Origin of the sequence: Micromonospora sp. L31 (assembly GCF_052068075.1) — a bacterium.
GTDB lineage: Bacteria > Actinomycetota > Actinomycetes > Mycobacteriales > Micromonosporaceae > Micromonospora > Micromonospora purpureochromogenes.
The window spans coordinates 54123-68410 of sequence record NZ_JBQHDC010000007.1 but is presented as its reverse complement, the minus strand read 5'-3'; the positions used below and the strand labels follow the sequence as shown (position 1 = coordinate 68410).

Here is a 14288-nt window from a genome sequence, read left to right as displayed (position 1 = left end):
CAATTCTTCGCGAGGTTTGATCTATCTCGCGTCCTTCCTGGTCGAGGCGCTCTGACTGTCCGGTTTGTGGCCTTGGTTGCCGCCTGGACGACTCCTTCACCTCCTTGCCGTAATGCGGCCAGGAATTGCCGGGAAATGTTTTGCACCGGGGCGGGCGGGTACTGCCGGCCGGGTCCGTAACAACGGGACGTCCCGACGCAGGACCGCCGTGCGCATTTCCCCGGTGCTGGTTTCCGGCCCTCGGTGGAGACGGGTCGTCCCGACCACCGGGGAGTGAAGGAGAACCGATGAAGAGCGGAATGCGGGTCGGCCTCGCGGTCGGCCTCGGATACGTCCTCGGCCGGCGGAAGAAGCTGCGTACCGCCCTCACCCTGGCCGCCGCCGTCGCCGCCGGGCGGGCCAGCCGTGATCCCCACCTGCTCAAGCGCGGCGGTGACCTGTTGACCTCGGCTCCCCATCTGGCGGGCCTCGGCAAGCTGGGCAGCCCACTCGCCTCGGCCGGCAAGGCCGCCGCGACCGCCGCCGCCGGCAGCGGCATCGACGCCATCAGCGGCAAGCTGCGCGGCAGCGCGGACGCCCTGCGCCGCAGGTCCGGCGGAGGTGGGGGCGACGACGGGCAGCGGTCCGCGCCCGACGAGGAGCAGGAGCTGGGCGACCAGCCGCAGCCGGGTGAGGGCGGCACCGACCCGGCGACGTCGAAGCGGGGGCGGTGACCATGGCGGCCAACGATCCCGGCGCCCTGGCCAACCGGGCGAAGGAGCAGCTCGGCGCCGACCTGCGGGACCTGGCGTCCGCGATCGGCGAGCGGGCCGTCTCGGTGGTCACCGAGCGGATCACCGGCGCCACCGGCCGGCTCAGCGAGTACGCGAAACAGGGCGGCGGCCCCGGCCTGATCGCCGCCGCCACCGGCGCTCAGCAGCTCGCCGAGGGCAAATCCCCCGTGCAGGCCATGTTCCGGGCCGGCCTGGCCGGCGGTAAGGAGAAGGTGATGTCGGTGTTCGGTCGTGGCGGCGGCAAGGGTGGCAAGGGCGGCGGCAAGAAGCTCAAGGTCACCAACATCGTCGAGACGATCGAGGTCGGCGTGCCGGTCCGGGTCGCGTACAACCAGTGGACCCAGTTCGGCGACTTCCCGAGCTTCATGAAGAAGGTCGAGCAGGCCGACTGCGAGTCGGACGAGAAGATGACCTGGAAGGCGCAGGTCTTCTGGTCGCACCGGAGCTGGGAGTCGACCATCGTCCGGCAGATCCCGGACCGGCTCATCCACTGGCGGTCCAAGGGTGAGAAGGGTTCGGTGGACGGCACCGTCAGTTTCCACGAGGTGACCCCCGACCTGACCCGCATCCTGGTGGTCCTGGAGTACCACCCGCAGGGGCTCTTCGAGCACACCGGCAATCTCTGGCGCGCCCAGGGCCGACGGGTCCGGCTGGAGCTGAAGCACTTCGTCCGGCACGTGATGACCAGCACCGTGCTCGACCCGGACTCCGTCGAGGGCTGGCGGGGCGAGATCGAGGACTCCCAGGTGGTCAAGGACCACGAGACCGCGCTGCGCGAGGAGCAGGAGGCCCGCGAGGAGCAGGAGCAGCGGGGCCGGGCCGAGGAGGCCGAGGAGCAGCCGGAGGAGCCCGAGGAGGAGCGCCGGCCCGCCGAGCGCGGCCGCCGTCGACCGCCGGAGCGCCGCCGGCCCCCGGCGGACGAGTACGACGCGTACGACGAGGGCGAGGACTACGACGAGGGGTACGACGAGGCGGAGCCCGAGGAGGAGCCGCCGCCCCCGCCACGCCGGCGACCCGAACGGGCCCGCCGACCCCAGCCTCCGCGCGAGGAGCCGGAGCGCCCTCGCCCGGCGGCCCGACGTGCCCCGGAGCCCCCGCGTCGCCCGGTGGTCCGCCGCCGGCGTGAGGAGCGTGGCCAGTGACGATCGCGACGACGAGCGGCGCCCAGGGCGGTAGCGCCCTGGAACGCGCCGGAGGCGGTGCCGGCGGGAGCAACCTCGCCGACGTGGTGGAGACGGTGCTGGACAAGGGCGTGGTGATCGACGCCCAGGTCTCGGTCGCCGTGGTCGGCATCCAGTTGTTGGAGATCAACGCTCGGATCGTGATCGCCAGCGTGGAGACGTACCTGCGGTTCGCCGAGGCGGTCGACCGGCTGAGCATCACCCCGAAGAACCAGAAGGGGCTGCCCGACCTGGTGGGGGACGCGGCCGGTGCGGCGACCAAGGGCAAGGCGATCTCCGGCCTCGGCAAGGCGGCCCAGGAGATCAGCGGCGCGGTGGCGGACTCGCTGGGCGACCGCGGCCGGGACCGGCAGCGGGAACGGCCACGCCGGCGCCGGGACGAGGAGCGGTGAGATGACTGACGAGCAGGCTCAGCCGGGCGGCGAGCTCGGGCTGTTCATCTACGGCATCGTGCCGTCCGACGTGGAGCCGACCCCGGACGCGGAAGGGGTCGGCGACCCGCCGGGCGAGGTGGCCGCGATCCGGCACGGCGAGCTGGCGGCGCTGGTCAGCGAGGTCGGGTTGGTGGAGCCGTTGGGCCGCCCCGCCGACCTGACCGCGTACCAGACGCTGCTGGACGGGACGGCGGCCGTCGCGCCGGTGCTGCCGGTGCGGTTCGGCACGGTGGTGACCGGGCCGGACGCGGTCGAGGATCTGCTGGAGGCCCACCACGACCGGTTCGCCGCCGCCCTCGACGAGTTCGAGGACCGGGTGCAGTACACCGTGCACGGCCGCTTCGACGAGGAGGAGATGATCAGCGACTTCCTGGCCGAGAACCCCTCCGCCGCGGCGCTCGCCGACCAGGTGCGCGGCCGGCCGGAGGCGGAGAGCCGGGAGGAGCGGATCCGGCTGGGCGAGATGATCAGTCAAGGGGTGGAGCTGCGCCGGGAGGCGGAGAACCGGGCGCTGATCGACACGCTCACCCCGTACGCGGTGGCGCACGCGCCGCGCCTGCCGAGCAGCGAGCTGGACGCGATGAACGTCGCCTTCCTGATCGACGCCGACGACGAGGAGGAGTTCGTCCGGGTGCTGGAGGAGTTCGCCGAGCAGCGCCGGGACCTGATCCGGATGCGGCTGCTCGGGCCGCTCGCCCCGTACGACTTCGTCAGCGCGCACCAGCTGGTGGAGTGACCGGTGGACATCCTCTGGACGCTGCTGACCCTGCCGTACGCCCCGGTGCGGGGGCTCACCTCGGTGGTCAAGGTGATCGCCCGGGAGGCGGAGTCGCGGCAGTACGACCCGGCCAACATCCGGCGCGAGCTGGAGGAGCTGGACCGGGCGGCGGACGCCGGCGACATCACCCCGGAAGAACGGGACCGGGGACAGCAGCGGGTCCTGGACCGGTTGACCGGTGCCGGCGGCGGCCGCGGGGCGGACACCGCCGCCGCGCCGGCCCGCCCGCCCCGGCGGCCGCCCGCCCGCCGCCGCGCGGCGGGTCAGGCACGGCCGGTGGACCGGCGGGACGACCCCGACCGACGGCGAGGGAGGTGAGCGGGATGGCCCCAGGACGTGCCCGGGGAGACGGCGACCGCGAGCGCCGGCAGGAGCCGGTGCGGCAGGACGAGCGGTACGACGACGAGGACTACGAGCCGGTCTCGGCCGCCGAGGCGGCCCGCGAGGGGCTGCGCCAGCTCGTCGGCCTGACCGGCAAGGACCCGCTCGGCGTCACCTCGATCCAGCCCACCGACGACGGCTGGCTGGTCGGGGTGGAGGTGGTGGAGGACCACCGCATCCCGGCCTCCACCGACCTGCTCGGCCTCTACGAGGTCGAACTCGACATGGCGGGTGGCCTGCTGGGCTACCGGCGGACGCGCCGCTACCAGCGGGGCAAGGGCGACGGGGGTTGAGATGACCAGTCCGCGGCCAGCGGTGGTGCAGAACACCGGCCAGGTGATGGGCGCCGGGCACGAGCCGGCCAACCTCGGCGACATCCTCGAACGGGTGCTCGACCGGGGCATCGTGATCGCCGGCGACATCCGGGTCAGCCTGCTCGACATCGAGCTGCTGACGTTGAAACTGCGGCTGGTCATCGCCTCGGTGGACACCGCGCGGCAGATCGGCATCGACTGGTGGGAGCACGATCCGTGGCTCAGCTCGAAGGCCCGCCCGCCGGTCGAGCCGGGGCCGCGCGACCCGGAGCAGGTGGAGGCGGAACGCCGGCCCCGGGTGGCCCGGCGGGCGGCCGCACGGGAGGGGTGGAATGAGTACGGCACTTGATCCGGCGGTCACCGTCGGCGCCTGGCTGCACGGTGTGGTCCGCGACCCGGACCCGGCCGCCCTGGCCGCGGCCCCCGGCATGGACGGTGGGCCGGTGCGGGCCGTCCGGGCCGCCGGCCTGGCGGCGGTGGTCAGCGCCGCGCCGCTGACCGAGTACGGCGAGGAGGCGCTGCGCCGCAACCTGGAGGACCTGGTCTGGCTGGAGCGCGCGGCGCGGGCGCACCATGCGGTGGTGGACGCGCTCAGCCGGGCCGGTGCGGTGGTGCCGGCCCGGCTGGCCACCGTGCACCACGACGACACCCGGGTCGCCGCCATGCTCGCCGAGCGGCAGGCCGAGCTGGCCGCGACGCTGGACCGGCTGACCGGCCGCGGCGAGTGGGGGGTGAAGGGGTACGTGGTGCCGGGTGCCCTGCCCCGCACCGAGGCGAACGACGGCGGGGGCGGGGCGGGCGCGGCGTACCTGCGGCGGCGCCGGGCCGAGCTGACCGCCCGCGACGAGGGGCAGCGGATCGCCGGGGAGGCCGCCGCGGCGGTGCACGCCGCCCTCGCCGGGTACGCCGCCGCCGCGCGCCGGCACGCTCCCCAGGACCGGCGGCTCTCCGGCGCCCCGACCGCCATGGTGCTCAACGGCGCGTACCTGGTGGAGACCGCCGGGGTGGCGGGCTTCGCCGCGCTGGTCCGGGAACTCGCCGACCGGCATCCGGAGATCCGGCTGGAGCTGACCGGCCCGTGGCCGCCGTACTCCTTCGTGGCGGCGGACGGTCCGGAGGAGCCCGCGCACCTGGTGCGGCGGGAGCCGGCGTGGTGACCACCTCGCTCGCCCCGAGCAGTGCCGACGACCCGTTGGCCTACCGCCCGGTGGCGCTGGTCGACCTGCTCGACCGGGTGCTCGCCACCGGTGTGGTGATCTCCGGCGACATCACCCTGGCCATCGCCGACATCGACCTGGTCCGCATCTCGCTGCGCGCGCTGGTCGCGTCGGTCGGCGCGCTCACCCCGCCCGAGCTGCCCGATCCGCTCGGGGAGGCGCCGCCCGGTGCGGTCGGGTCGCCCGGTGTCGTGGTGCTGCCCGAGGAGGTCGGGTGACCGGGCCGGGGCCGCGCCGGGACGAGGCAGCCGACCTGGCCGCGGCCCTCGGCGAGACGGCCGCCTGGCAGGCCCCCCGGGTGACGCCGCTGGACCGGCGGCTCGCCGTCGACCGGGACTCCGTCGAGCGGGGGCTGGCCAGCCTCGTGCTAACCGTGATCGAGCTGCTGCGCCAGCTGATGGAACGGCAGGCGCTGCGCCGGGTCGACCTCGGCGACCTCACCGAGGAGCAGATCGAACGGGTGGGCGCCACGCTGATGGCGCTGGAGGAGCAGATGACCGAGCTGCGCCAGTACTTCGGCCTCGCCCCCGAGGACCTCAACCTCGACCTCGGCCCGCTGGGCCCGCTGCTGCCCACCGACTGAGCGCCCCGGACGCCCTCGACGGGTGCCCGTCAGCGTGCCGCCTGCTTCTCCGCGTACGCGGCCAGCCAGGCCACCTGCGCCGGGTCGAGTGAGGGGCGCACCCGCCGCCGCGCGGTGGCCACGTGCGCGGCGGTGACCGTGGACGCGGCCAGCGACTCGCGCATCGCGGCCAGCGCGGCCTCCCGGACCAGCGCGGCGCAGTCCGCCGCCGAGAAGCCGTCCAGCTTCCCGCCGAGCGCGGCGAGGTCCACGTCCGGCGCGAGCGGCACGGTCCGGGACGCGGCGCGCAGGATCTCCGCCCGGGCGGGACCGTCCGGCGGCGGCACGTAGACCAGCCGTTCCAGCCGCCCGGGGCGCAGCAGTGCGGGGTCGACCAGGTCCGGCCGGTTGGTCGCGGCGACCACCACCACGTTGCGCAGCGCCTCCACCCCGTCCAGCTCGGTGAGGAGCGCGGCGACCACCCGGTCGGTCGTACCCCCGTCGCTGGCCTGGCCGCGCACCGGGGCCAGCGCGTCCACCTCGTCGAGGAAGACCAGCGTGGGCGCGGCCTCGCGGGCCCGGCGGAACAGCTCCCGGACGGCGCGTTCGCTCTCGCCGACCCACTTGGAGAGCAGTTCCGCGCCCTTCACCGACAGCACGTTCGCCCGGCCGGACCCGGCCAGCGCCGTCACCAGGTAGGTCTTGCCGCATCCGGGCGGCCCGTAGAGCAGCACGCCCCGGGGCGGCTGCACGCCCAGCCGGGCGAAGGTGTCCGGATAGGTCAACGGCCACAGCACCGACTCGGTGAGGGTCTGCTTCACCTCGACCAGGTCGCCGACGTCGTCCAGGGTGACCGAGGCCAGCTCCAGGGTGGACGCGGCCATCGTGGTCGGCCGGACCACCTCCAGCGCCGCCGTGAAATCGGCCATCGCCACCGTCGGCCGCTCGACGGCCTTCTGCCGCAGGGCCGCGCGCACTCCGGCCTCGCGCACCAGCGCGGCCAGGTCGGCGGCGACGAAACCGGGGGTACGGCCGGCGACCTCGTCCAGCCGCACGTCCTCGGCCAGTGGCACCTGCCGGGTCAGCACGGTGAGCTGCTCGCGACGCAGCGCCGGATCGGGCAGCGGGACGGTGATCCGCAGGGAGAGCAGGTCCGGGGCGCGCAGCGCCGGGTCGACCGCCTCGGGACGGGAGGTGGTGCAGACCACTGCGGCCCCGGCGCGGACGGTCTCGACGATCGCCTGGCGGAACACGGTGGCCAGTGGACCGGGCTCCTCGGCCGGGGCCAGCGCCTCCACGTCGGTGACCAGGAGCACGGCTGGCCCGCCGGCGCGTACCTCGGTGGCGGCCTCGCGGAGCCGGCGGGCCGCCGCGTCGTTGCTCAGCGCGGCCAGCTCGGGCGCCCAGAGCGGGCGCACCCGTGCGCCGACGGCGGCGGCGACCGCCCGGACCAGCGCCGACTTGCCCGAGCCGGCCGGCCCGCTGAGCAGCACGCCGAGTGAGACGGTGGTGCCGAGCCGGCCCAGCACCTCGCGGTGGTGGAAGCCGAGGTCGAGCAGCTCGGTCAACTCCTCGGCCTGGGTACGCAGCCCGGGCAGCTCGTCCACGTGCGGCGCCTCGTCCGCCGCGGCCGTCCCGCTGCCGTCCAGCCCGGTGCCGTCCAGGCTGGGGCCGTTCCGGTACCGGAGCGTCCCGGTCGGGTCCTGGGTCGTGCCGTTCCGGCCGGTCCCGGTCGTGGGGTGGGCGCCCGGCGCCGAGCCGGGTGCGAGGCGGGCGGTGGTGGGGCGGGCCGGTCCCGGCGAGCCGTGGGTGGCCGGCCCGTGCTCCCAGCCGACCACGGTGTCCATGGTGACCAGCGCGCCCGCGTCCGGCTCGGCGTCCACGACGGTGAGCAGGGTGCTGGTCCAGGCGTACCCGACGGTGTTGGCGAGGCTGCGCCGCGCGGCCTCGACCAGGCTGCGCACCGAGGCGTCCGGCAGCACGTCCTGCGGCAGCAGGGAGACGTCGTCGCCGGGGGTGACCATCTTGCCCAGCAGGGCGAGCCGCAGCATCTCCGGCGACACCGCGGCCACCACCGCCACCGGGCCGCTCAGCGTCACCCGGCGGGCGGGGACCACCGGCGCCGGCCCGATCGTCACCCGGCCACCGTCGCGCAGCCCGAGGTTGCCCAGTACCAGATCGTCGGCGTAGAGCAGGGCGGCGCTCGCGGTCGGCTCGGCGGGCGCCACGATGCCGGCGGTCACCCGCCGGCCGACCAGCCGCACCGGGTCGCCGGGGCGCAACGCCAGCGCGGTCAGCACCTCCGGGTGCAGCCGCACGATGCCCCGTCGGGCGTCCAGCGCGGCAGGCCGCAGGCTCGCGGTGAGGGTCAGGTCCGGTTCGGCCACCGCCCGACAGTAGCGGCCCCCGACACGGCCCGCCCGGCCGTCACGTCACTGGTCGTCGGCGAGCAGCGACGGGTCCCGGCGGACCATCTCGGCCAGCCGGGCCGCCTGGTCGGCGCTCGTCCCGTCCCGGCCCGCCGACCACACCGGCCCGGTGTTGACCGGCCTCGGCCAGGGCGGCGGGGGCGTGGCCGTGTTCTCCGCGGCGACCGTCACCGCCGTGTCCGCCCAGTCGACCCGCAGCGGGTACGTCCGGCCCTCGTGCTCCACCCGCACGACGACCGACAACCCGGGGTGCTCGGCCACCACCCGGCGGACCGCCTCGGCGACCTCCTCCACCGGGTCGCGCCCGTCGACGGCGGACCGTCCCACGCCGGTCTGCGCCACCTCCGGCCGGCCGGCCCCGTCCCACCCCGGGCCGTCCGACCCCCCGGGGTGGCCGGTCGCCTCGAAGGCGACGGTCGACGCCCCGGCCTCCTCGCCCGGCTCGCCCGCCCGGCGCCGCAGCGCCTCCTCCCGGCGGGCCAGCCGGGCCAGCGTCTCGTCCAGACCACCTCTCATCACGTCCCCCTTCTCCTGATGAACGGGTCGTACCAGCGAGGAGGTTCACGTCCCCCTCTCCCGGGTGGCCCGGTCCAGCGCGCGGTCCAGGACGACCAGCAGCGCGTCCCGCACCGAGATCCGGTCCCGGGCGTCGAACCGCACCAGCGGTACGTGGTCGCCGATCGCCAGCGCCCACCGGATCGCCCCCAGGTCGTGCGCCAGCCGTCCGTCGAAGGCGTTCACCCCGACGACGAACGGCAGCCCGGCCCGCTCGAAGAAGTCGATGGCCGGGTAGCAGTCGTCCAGCCGCGCGCTGTCCACCACCACCAGCGCGCCGAGCGCGCCCCGGGCCAGGTCCTCCCACATGAACCCGAACCGGGCCTGGCCGGGCGTGCCGAACAGGTAGAGCTTGAGGCTGCGGTCGATGGTGACGCAGCCGAAGTCCATCGCCACCGTGGTGGTGGTCTTCGCGCTCCGTACGCCCGGATCGTCCACGCCGATGCCCGCGCTGGTCATCGACGCCTCGGTGGTCAGCGGGGCGATCTCGGAGATCGCGCCGACCGTGGTGGTCTTGCCGACGCCGAAGCCCCCGGCGATCAGGATCTTCACCGGGATCGGCGGCCGGCCACCCGGCGCGGTCCGGGCCGCCCTGCCCGCGGCGGCCGGCGGCCGGTACGGCGGCGGCGGGGCCGCGGGCGGCGCGGGCGGTACGTCCTGCCCACCGCCCACCGGGCTGCCGTAGCGGGTGGCGGCGCTGTTCGAAGAGATCCCGCCCGGCGGGGCGACCGGCCATTCAGGAGATCGCACGGAGTCCATCAATCACTCGCAGGATGAGGTCGGGGTCGAGGGCGTCGTCGACGTCCCCGACGTGCACGTCGAGGTGGCCGGCGGCCCGCAGGTCGCCGACCAGGACGCAGGCCACGCCGAAGTGCATCCGCATCCGGGCGGAGATCTCGGCGACCGAGATCGGTTCACCGCAGAGCGCGATGATCGCCTGCAACTCCGGGGCGAGCCGGGCCGCCGGGGTGGCCGTCCACGGGTTGCCGCCTGGTCGGGCCGTCACCTGGGTCTCCAGACCGATCGCCGGGTCGGTGCCGGTGACCCGCCCGGCGGTGAGCACGAACGGGCGCGGGCCGGCCGGCCGCTCGGCCCGCGGGTCGGGCCCGGGCGCCGGCCTCGTCGCCGGTACGCCCCCGCCGGTCGGTGCCGGCGTCCGCAGGTAGGGACGGATCCGGACCATCGGGTCCGGTTCCGGTTCCTCGCCGGCGGCCTGCGGGGTCATTGCTGAACGGCGTTCTTCAGCTCGGCGATGAGGGTCGGGCTGAGGGCGCCGCCGGCCCGCCCGGCGAAGAGGGTCATCTCGTACGCCACGGTGCCCAGGTTGGCCGACCGGTCGGCGACGACACCGAGCACCGAGCCGCTGCTGATCGCGCTGATCAGCAGGTAGCCGTCGGCCATGTCCACGATCACCCGGTTCAGGCCGCCGAGGGCGTACCAGCTCGCCGCGCCGCCGGCCAGGCTCGTCATGCCGGAGACGACGGCGGCGAGCCGCTCGGCGTTGGACCGGTCCTTGATGGCCGACATGGCCATCAGCAGCCCGTCCGAGGACACGGCGATCGCCTCCAGGACGCCGGCGGTGCTCGACGTGAACGAGTCCAGCAGCCAGTTGAAGGTGCGCGCCTCCGGGCTGAGGTCGGGCCCGGCGTGGGTCGGGTGGTCGACGTTGTCGTGCAGGAAGGGGCTGGTCACCGTGATGATTCCTCTTCGTCGTGGCGGTGGTCGGTGTGGACTTCACGCAGAGCCCGGGCGACGCCCGCCTCGAACTGGCTGATCAGCTCCCGGACCTCGGTCGGGTCCTGCGGCGGCTGGCTCACCGGGGCCTGCTGCGGCGGGGTGACCGCCAGGTTGGCCCCGGGCACCCGTCGGTTCAGCCGTGGCCGGCCCGGGGTGGCGCCGAGGTCGGCCCAGCCGGGCTGCTCGGCCCGGCGTACCCCGGACTGGAACTGCTCGACCAGCGTCCGGGCGGCGTCCGGGTCCGCGCCGGTGGCGTCCACCGGGCCGACCGCCGGCTCGGCCGGTGGCAGGGTCGCCCCCGGCACCCGCTGCCGGACCGTCGGCGCCCCGGCCCCGCCGGGCGGTGGCCAGGACGGCGGGGCCGGCGCGAACAGCGACGGCGCGGGCGCCGCCGGGACGGGCGGCGCCTCCGCCCACGGTGGGTCGGCCGCCGGCGCGAAGAGCGACGGCGCGAGCGACAGCTCCACCGACTGCGGCGCGGAGGCCGGCGGCCGGCCGGCGACCGGCACGTCCGCACCGGTCGGCGCGGGCCGGCCGGCGACCTCGTCGGGCCGGCGCCGTCGCGGCAGCCCGCCGGGGGTGGCCGGGTCCGCCGCGGCGTCCGGGTCGGGCTGCCGGATCTCCAGGAACGCGGTGCCCCCGGTCGGTGCCGCCCCGGCGCCGAACGCGTCCCAGGATCCGCCGGCCGCCATCGTGCGGGTGGCCCGGCTCAGCAGCGCGGGATCGAAGGTGGCGGCCGGGCTGTCGGCCGGCGCCGCGGTGAGTGCGCGGCCGGGCCGGGCCGGGTCGATCGCGGCGGCCGGCGACCACCGGTCCCGAGCCGGTACGGCGGCCCGCGCCACGGTCGCGCCGGCCGGGTCGGCCGGCCGTACCACCAGCAGCGGGTGCGGCACGTCCAGCCGGGCAGTGACCCCGCCGCCGGCGGTCGGGGCGAGGCGCACCGTCCAGCCGTGCCGGCGGGCCAGCCGGCCCACCACGAAGAGGCCGAGCACCTCGGTGGGGGCCAGGTCCAGGCGCTCCCGGCGGGTCAGCCGGGCGTTCTCCTCGGCCAGCCGGTCCTCGGTCATGCCGATGCCCCGGTCCACCACGCAGATCCGGCCGCCGATCTCGGTCAGCTCGCCGGAGACCACCACCCGGGTGTGCGGCGGGGAGAAGACGGTGGCGTTCTCCATCAGCTCGGCCAACGCCAGCACCAGGTCGCCGGCGATGGCGGGCGCGGCGGAGACCTCGGCCGGCACCCGCACGTCGACCCGGGTGTAGTCCTCGATCTCGCCCAGCGCCAGCCGTACCACGTCGGCCAGCGGCACCGGGGCGACGTGCCCGTCGCTGCCGGTCGCGCCGGAGAGCACCACCAGGCTGCCCGCGTTGCGGCGCAGCCGGCTGGAGATGTGGTCCAGCCGGTACAGGTGCGCCAGCCGGCCCGGGTCGGTCTCCTGCCGCTCCAGCCGGTCGATCAGCGCGATCTGCCGGCCGACCAGGTTCTGGGTACGCCGTCCGACGTGGCCGAACATCTGCGCCACGTTGCGCCGGCCGGCCACCTGGCGCTCGACCAGCCGGGCGGCGGTGCTCTGCACCCGCTCGAAGGCGCGGGCAAGGTCGCCGATCTCGTCCCGGGCCCGGACGTCGACCGGGTCGAGGCGTACCGGAGGGCCGGTGTCGGACTCGTCGTCGGCGACCCGCACCAGCTCGGCTTCGGCGACCCGGGCCACCCGGTCGGCGGAGCGGGTGAGTCGGGTCAGCGGCTGGGCGACCGTACGGGCCACCGCGACGCTGAGCAGCACCACGGTCAGCAGGACCAGTCCGGCCGCCCCGGCCACCAGCCAGGCCGTGGTGAGCGCCCAGCGCTTGTCGGCGGTGGTCTGGGCGATGACGTCGGCGACGACCTTCTTCTCCACGAACTGGCCGAGGGTGATCATCGAGCGGACCGACGGGAAGAGCGCGTCCAGCGGGACGTCCCGGATCGCCGCGATCGGGTCCTGAACGCTGTCGACGAGGAAGGTCGGGCTGGTCCGGGCGGCCACCGCCGCGTCGTCCAGCAGGGCGAGCTGGTACTGCTCCGGGGTGATCAGGCTGCGGAACCGCAGGTTGTCCACCTGGAGCGCGGCCATGCAGGCGATGTAGGAGGCGGACACCCGTGGGTTGCTGGTCGCCTTGACCAGCACGATCAGGGTGGCGCAGGCGCCCAGCCCCTCGTCGGCCCGCAGCAGCGCGTCCAGCGCCAGCACCTGCCGCCCGGCGGGGACGGTGGTGTCCACCTTCGACGGCAGCTCCAACGAGTCGATCAGGGCCATGTCGATCGGTCCGTACGCCTCCATGACCTGGGTCGGGGTGGCGGCGCGGGTGAGCACCAGGGTCCGCAGCTCGGCCAGTTCGTGCACCCCGTCCAGGGCGGCCGTGGTCTCGGCGGAGAGCCGGCCGGCGTAGTCGGCGCGCAGGTCGGCGATCCGGTCGTCCACCGTGGCCGCCTTCTGGATCAGCTCGCTGCGCTGCACCCGGCCGAGCAGCAGCCCTACCGACATGACGCGTTCCTGCTGGAGGTCCTGGACCAGGCTGCCGATCCGGCTGGCGAGCCGTACGGTGTCGGCGGTCTCGCCGGCCCGCTGGGCGGCGGCGACCCGGTCGAGCACCACCGGTACGGCCAGCCCGACCGTGCTGAGCAGCGGAATGAAGACCAGCAGGGCGAGCTTTCCCCGGATCCGGAGCCTACCGAGCAGCATCGAAGGTCCCCCAGCGTTCGGATCCGCCGTCGCGGCCCGAGCCGGCCGGCTGGAGCAGCCGGTGGTCCTCCGGGCGGATGCTCCGCTCCGCCGCCGGCGGCGCCCAGCGCTGCGGCTCGGGAACCGTGCCGGTGTCGCTGTCGCCCGCGCGCCGGGCCTCGGCGGCGTGCCGCCGCGCCCGCCGGTACGCGGCGATCAGCACGCCGGCGAGGACCAGCACGAGCAGCACCGCCGTGGCGGCGGCCCCGGCGGCCAGCCGGCGGTCCCGGTCGTACGACTCGATCCGCTCCTTCAGCAGCGCGTCGAGCTGGTCGAGGATGACCGGCTGGAGCTGCCGGGCGGCGGACTGCGCGTTGAGCCGGGCGGCGGCGACCTGGCCGGGGTCGGCGAGCCCGGTCTTCGACCCGGCGCTCGGCCCGGAGAAGGCGGCGAGCGCCTCGACGGCACGCTGGTAGGTGTCCAGCGGGGTGAGCACGTGGGGACCGAGGTCGGTGCTCTCCGAGCTGTCCACCGCCTCGCGCAGGTCGGCGACCAGGTCGGTGGCGGAGGCGAGCGCGCCGACCCGCAGCTCGGCCAGTTCACCCTGGGTGCGGGCGCGTTCGGCGGCCGGCCGGGTGGCCCCGAGCGCGCTCAGGTCGGCGAGCCGGCCGGCGGCGACCATCGCGGTCGGCAGGTCCAGGCCGATGCTGTCCTGGAGGAAGAAGGAGTCCTGCCGGGGGTCGCGGACCAGACCGGAGCTCTCCCGCACCTTGCGGTGCAGGGCCAGCAGCAGGTCGGTGACCTCCCCGTACGCGACGAAGGCGGCCTCCGGGTCGGTGAGCGGCCGCTCCGGCAGCGCCTCCAGCTTGGCGCGCAGGCCGGCCCACCGCTCGTGGGTGCGCAGCTCGTCGCCGATGCGCACGTCGACCCGGGCGGCGTCCCGGACGGCCCGGTCCAGCGCGTCGCGGCCGGCGGGGCGGCCGGCCACCGCGGCGGACTGGGCGTCCACCAGCGCCTCGGTCACCGGGCCGAGCGCGCGCAGGTACTCGACGCCGAGTCGTTCCCGGACCGCCAGGTCCCGGTCGTCGCCGGTGAGCCGGTGGTGCTGCGCGAAGAGGAAGGCCACCGGCGCCAGCATCGCCACGACGAGCAGCAGCGGCAGCACGCGGCTGGAGGGCCGTCGACGGACCCGCTGCGCGGGGACGGTCATGGGTCTGTCTCCTCCGGCGAC

16 protein-coding genes and 2 pseudogenes are annotated in these 14288 nt (G+C 75.7%); 10 read left to right on the top strand and 8 right to left on the bottom strand.

All coding sequences use genetic code 11. The annotated features are described in order from the left end of the window. The first annotated feature begins 287 nt into the window (after positions 1 to 287). Genes ACTMS9_RS20165 through ACTMS9_RS20120 form a run of 10 tightly spaced genes read left to right on the top strand, consistent with a single transcriptional unit; the run spans position 288 to position 5661 of the window. A complete protein-coding gene (locus ACTMS9_RS20165) occupies positions 288 to 713 on the top strand; it encodes a hypothetical protein (RefSeq protein ID WP_441142066.1) in 426 nt (141 codons plus the stop codon). 2 nt (positions 714 to 715) lie between these two features. Further along, positions 716 to 1915, top strand: coding sequence for an SRPBCC family protein (locus tag ACTMS9_RS20160; RefSeq protein ID WP_441165791.1), 1200 nt, complete (start codon positions 716 to 718; stop codon positions 1913 to 1915). After that, positions 1912 to 2346 carry a gas vesicle protein GvpJ gene (gene gvpJ, locus ACTMS9_RS20155; RefSeq protein ID WP_441142067.1) on the top strand — a complete coding sequence of 145 codons (435 nt, stop codon included), beginning with the start codon at positions 1912 to 1914 and terminating at the stop codon, positions 2344 to 2346. Before ACTMS9_RS20160 ends, gvpJ (ACTMS9_RS20155) begins: the two co-directional genes overlap by 4 nt. 1 nt (position 2347) lies before the next feature. Then, complete coding sequence (locus ACTMS9_RS20150) at positions 2348 to 3124, top strand: GvpL/GvpF family gas vesicle protein (RefSeq protein WP_441142068.1); 777 nt, start codon at positions 2348 to 2350, stop codon at positions 3122 to 3124. A 3-nt stretch (positions 3125 to 3127) separates the two neighbouring features. After that, complete coding sequence (locus tag ACTMS9_RS20145; protein ID WP_441142069.1) at positions 3128 to 3484, top strand: gas vesicle protein GvpG; 357 nt, start codon at positions 3128 to 3130, stop codon at positions 3482 to 3484. A 5-nt stretch (positions 3485 to 3489) separates the two neighbouring features. Continuing rightward, positions 3490 to 3840 carry a gas vesicle protein gene (locus ACTMS9_RS20140; RefSeq protein WP_441142070.1) on the top strand — a complete coding sequence of 117 codons (351 nt, stop codon included), beginning with the start codon at positions 3490 to 3492 and terminating at the stop codon, positions 3838 to 3840. A gap of 1 nt (position 3841) precedes the next feature. Beyond that, positions 3842 to 4210 carry a gas vesicle protein GvpJ gene (gvpJ, locus tag ACTMS9_RS20135; RefSeq protein WP_154941509.1) on the top strand — a complete coding sequence of 123 codons (369 nt, stop codon included), beginning with the start codon at positions 3842 to 3844 and terminating at the stop codon, positions 4208 to 4210. After that, positions 4194 to 5018 (top strand): GvpL/GvpF family gas vesicle protein, encoded by an 825-nt coding sequence (locus ACTMS9_RS20130; RefSeq protein WP_441165687.1) that lies wholly within the window; start codon positions 4194 to 4196, stop codon positions 5016 to 5018. The genes gvpJ (ACTMS9_RS20135) and ACTMS9_RS20130 overlap by 17 nt, the downstream gene beginning before the upstream one ends. Beyond that, a complete protein-coding gene (locus tag ACTMS9_RS20125; RefSeq protein WP_441142072.1) occupies positions 5012 to 5296 on the top strand; it encodes a gas vesicle protein in 285 nt (94 codons plus the stop codon). The genes ACTMS9_RS20130 and ACTMS9_RS20125 overlap by 7 nt, the downstream gene beginning before the upstream one ends. After that, on the top strand, positions 5293 to 5661 hold the full coding sequence (locus ACTMS9_RS20120) for a gas vesicle protein K (protein ID WP_307848903.1): 369 nt from the start codon (positions 5293 to 5295) through the stop codon (positions 5659 to 5661). Before ACTMS9_RS20125 ends, ACTMS9_RS20120 begins: the two co-directional genes overlap by 4 nt. Before the next feature lie 29 nt (positions 5662 to 5690). On the opposite strand, the pseudogene ACTMS9_RS20115 reads toward ACTMS9_RS20120, so the two are convergent. From ACTMS9_RS20115 to ACTMS9_RS20080, 8 genes and pseudogenes are all read right to left on the bottom strand, one after another. Continuing rightward, positions 5691 to 7256: pseudogene (locus tag ACTMS9_RS20115) on the bottom strand (AAA family ATPase); the annotation flags it as partial. Between the two features lie 143 nt (positions 7257 to 7399). Then, a pseudogene (locus tag ACTMS9_RS20110) lies at positions 7400 to 8027 on the bottom strand (AAA family ATPase); the annotation flags it as partial. 45 nt (positions 8028 to 8072) lie between these two features. Further along, the gene (locus tag ACTMS9_RS20105; protein WP_441142073.1) at positions 8073 to 8585 is read right to left on the bottom strand and encodes a hypothetical protein; all 513 of its coding nucleotides are present in this window, start codon (positions 8583 to 8585) and stop codon (positions 8073 to 8075) included. Between the two features lie 45 nt (positions 8586 to 8630). Next, positions 8631 to 9383 (bottom strand): GTP-binding protein, encoded by a 753-nt coding sequence (locus tag ACTMS9_RS20100; RefSeq protein WP_441142074.1) that lies wholly within the window; start codon positions 9381 to 9383, stop codon positions 8631 to 8633. Further along, positions 9361 to 9849 carry a DUF742 domain-containing protein gene (locus ACTMS9_RS20095; protein WP_441165686.1) on the bottom strand — a complete coding sequence of 163 codons (489 nt, stop codon included), beginning with the start codon at positions 9847 to 9849 and terminating at the stop codon, positions 9361 to 9363. The genes ACTMS9_RS20100 and ACTMS9_RS20095 overlap by 23 nt, the downstream gene beginning before the upstream one ends. Then, positions 9846 to 10316 (bottom strand): roadblock/LC7 domain-containing protein, encoded by a 471-nt coding sequence (locus ACTMS9_RS20090; RefSeq protein WP_154941519.1) that lies wholly within the window; start codon positions 10314 to 10316, stop codon positions 9846 to 9848. Before ACTMS9_RS20090 ends, ACTMS9_RS20095 begins: the two co-directional genes overlap by 4 nt. Further along, entirely contained in the window at positions 10313 to 13078 is a 2766-nt protein-coding gene (locus ACTMS9_RS20085) for a nitrate- and nitrite sensing domain-containing protein (protein WP_441165685.1), read from the bottom strand. The genes ACTMS9_RS20090 and ACTMS9_RS20085 overlap by 4 nt, the downstream gene beginning before the upstream one ends. After that, positions 13065 to 14267, bottom strand: coding sequence for a hypothetical protein (locus ACTMS9_RS20080; RefSeq protein ID WP_441165684.1), 1203 nt, complete (start codon positions 14265 to 14267; stop codon positions 13065 to 13067). The genes ACTMS9_RS20085 and ACTMS9_RS20080 overlap by 14 nt, the downstream gene beginning before the upstream one ends. Positions 14268 to 14288 lie beyond the last annotated feature (21 nt).

Excerpts from the sequence above, each read along its gene's own strand:
- ACTMS9_RS20165 (WP_441142066.1), top strand. The coding sequence starts at position 288 with ATGAAGAGCGGAATGCGGGTCGGCCTCGCGGTCGGCCTCGGATACGTC.
- ACTMS9_RS20160 (WP_441165791.1), top strand. The coding sequence starts at position 716 with ATGGCGGCCAACGATCCCGGCGCCCTGGCCAACCGGGCGAAGGAGCAG.
- ACTMS9_RS20150 (WP_441142068.1), top strand. The coding sequence starts at position 2,348 with ATGACTGACGAGCAGGCTCAGCCGGGCGGCGAGCTCGGGCTGTTCATC.
- ACTMS9_RS20140 (WP_441142070.1), top strand. The coding sequence starts at position 3,490 with ATGGCCCCAGGACGTGCCCGGGGAGACGGCGACCGCGAGCGCCGGCAG.
- gvpJ (WP_154941509.1), top strand. The coding sequence starts at position 3,842 with ATGACCAGTCCGCGGCCAGCGGTGGTGCAGAACACCGGCCAGGTGATG.
- ACTMS9_RS20130 (WP_441165687.1), top strand. The coding sequence starts at position 4,194 with ATGAGTACGGCACTTGATCCGGCGGTCACCGTCGGCGCCTGGCTGCAC.
- ACTMS9_RS20105 (WP_441142073.1), bottom strand. The coding sequence starts at position 8,585 with ATGAGAGGTGGTCTGGACGAGACGCTGGCCCGGCTGGCCCGCCGGGAG.
- ACTMS9_RS20100 (WP_441142074.1), bottom strand. The coding sequence starts at position 9,383 with ATGGACTCCGTGCGATCTCCTGAATGGCCGGTCGCCCCGCCGGGCGGG.
- ACTMS9_RS20095 (WP_441165686.1), bottom strand. The coding sequence starts at position 9,849 with ATGACCCCGCAGGCCGCCGGCGAGGAACCGGAACCGGACCCGATGGTC.
- ACTMS9_RS20085 (WP_441165685.1), bottom strand. The coding sequence starts at position 13,078 with ATGCTGCTCGGTAGGCTCCGGATCCGGGGAAAGCTCGCCCTGCTGGTC.
- ACTMS9_RS20080 (WP_441165684.1), bottom strand. The coding sequence starts at position 14,267 with ATGACCGTCCCCGCGCAGCGGGTCCGTCGACGGCCCTCCAGCCGCGTG.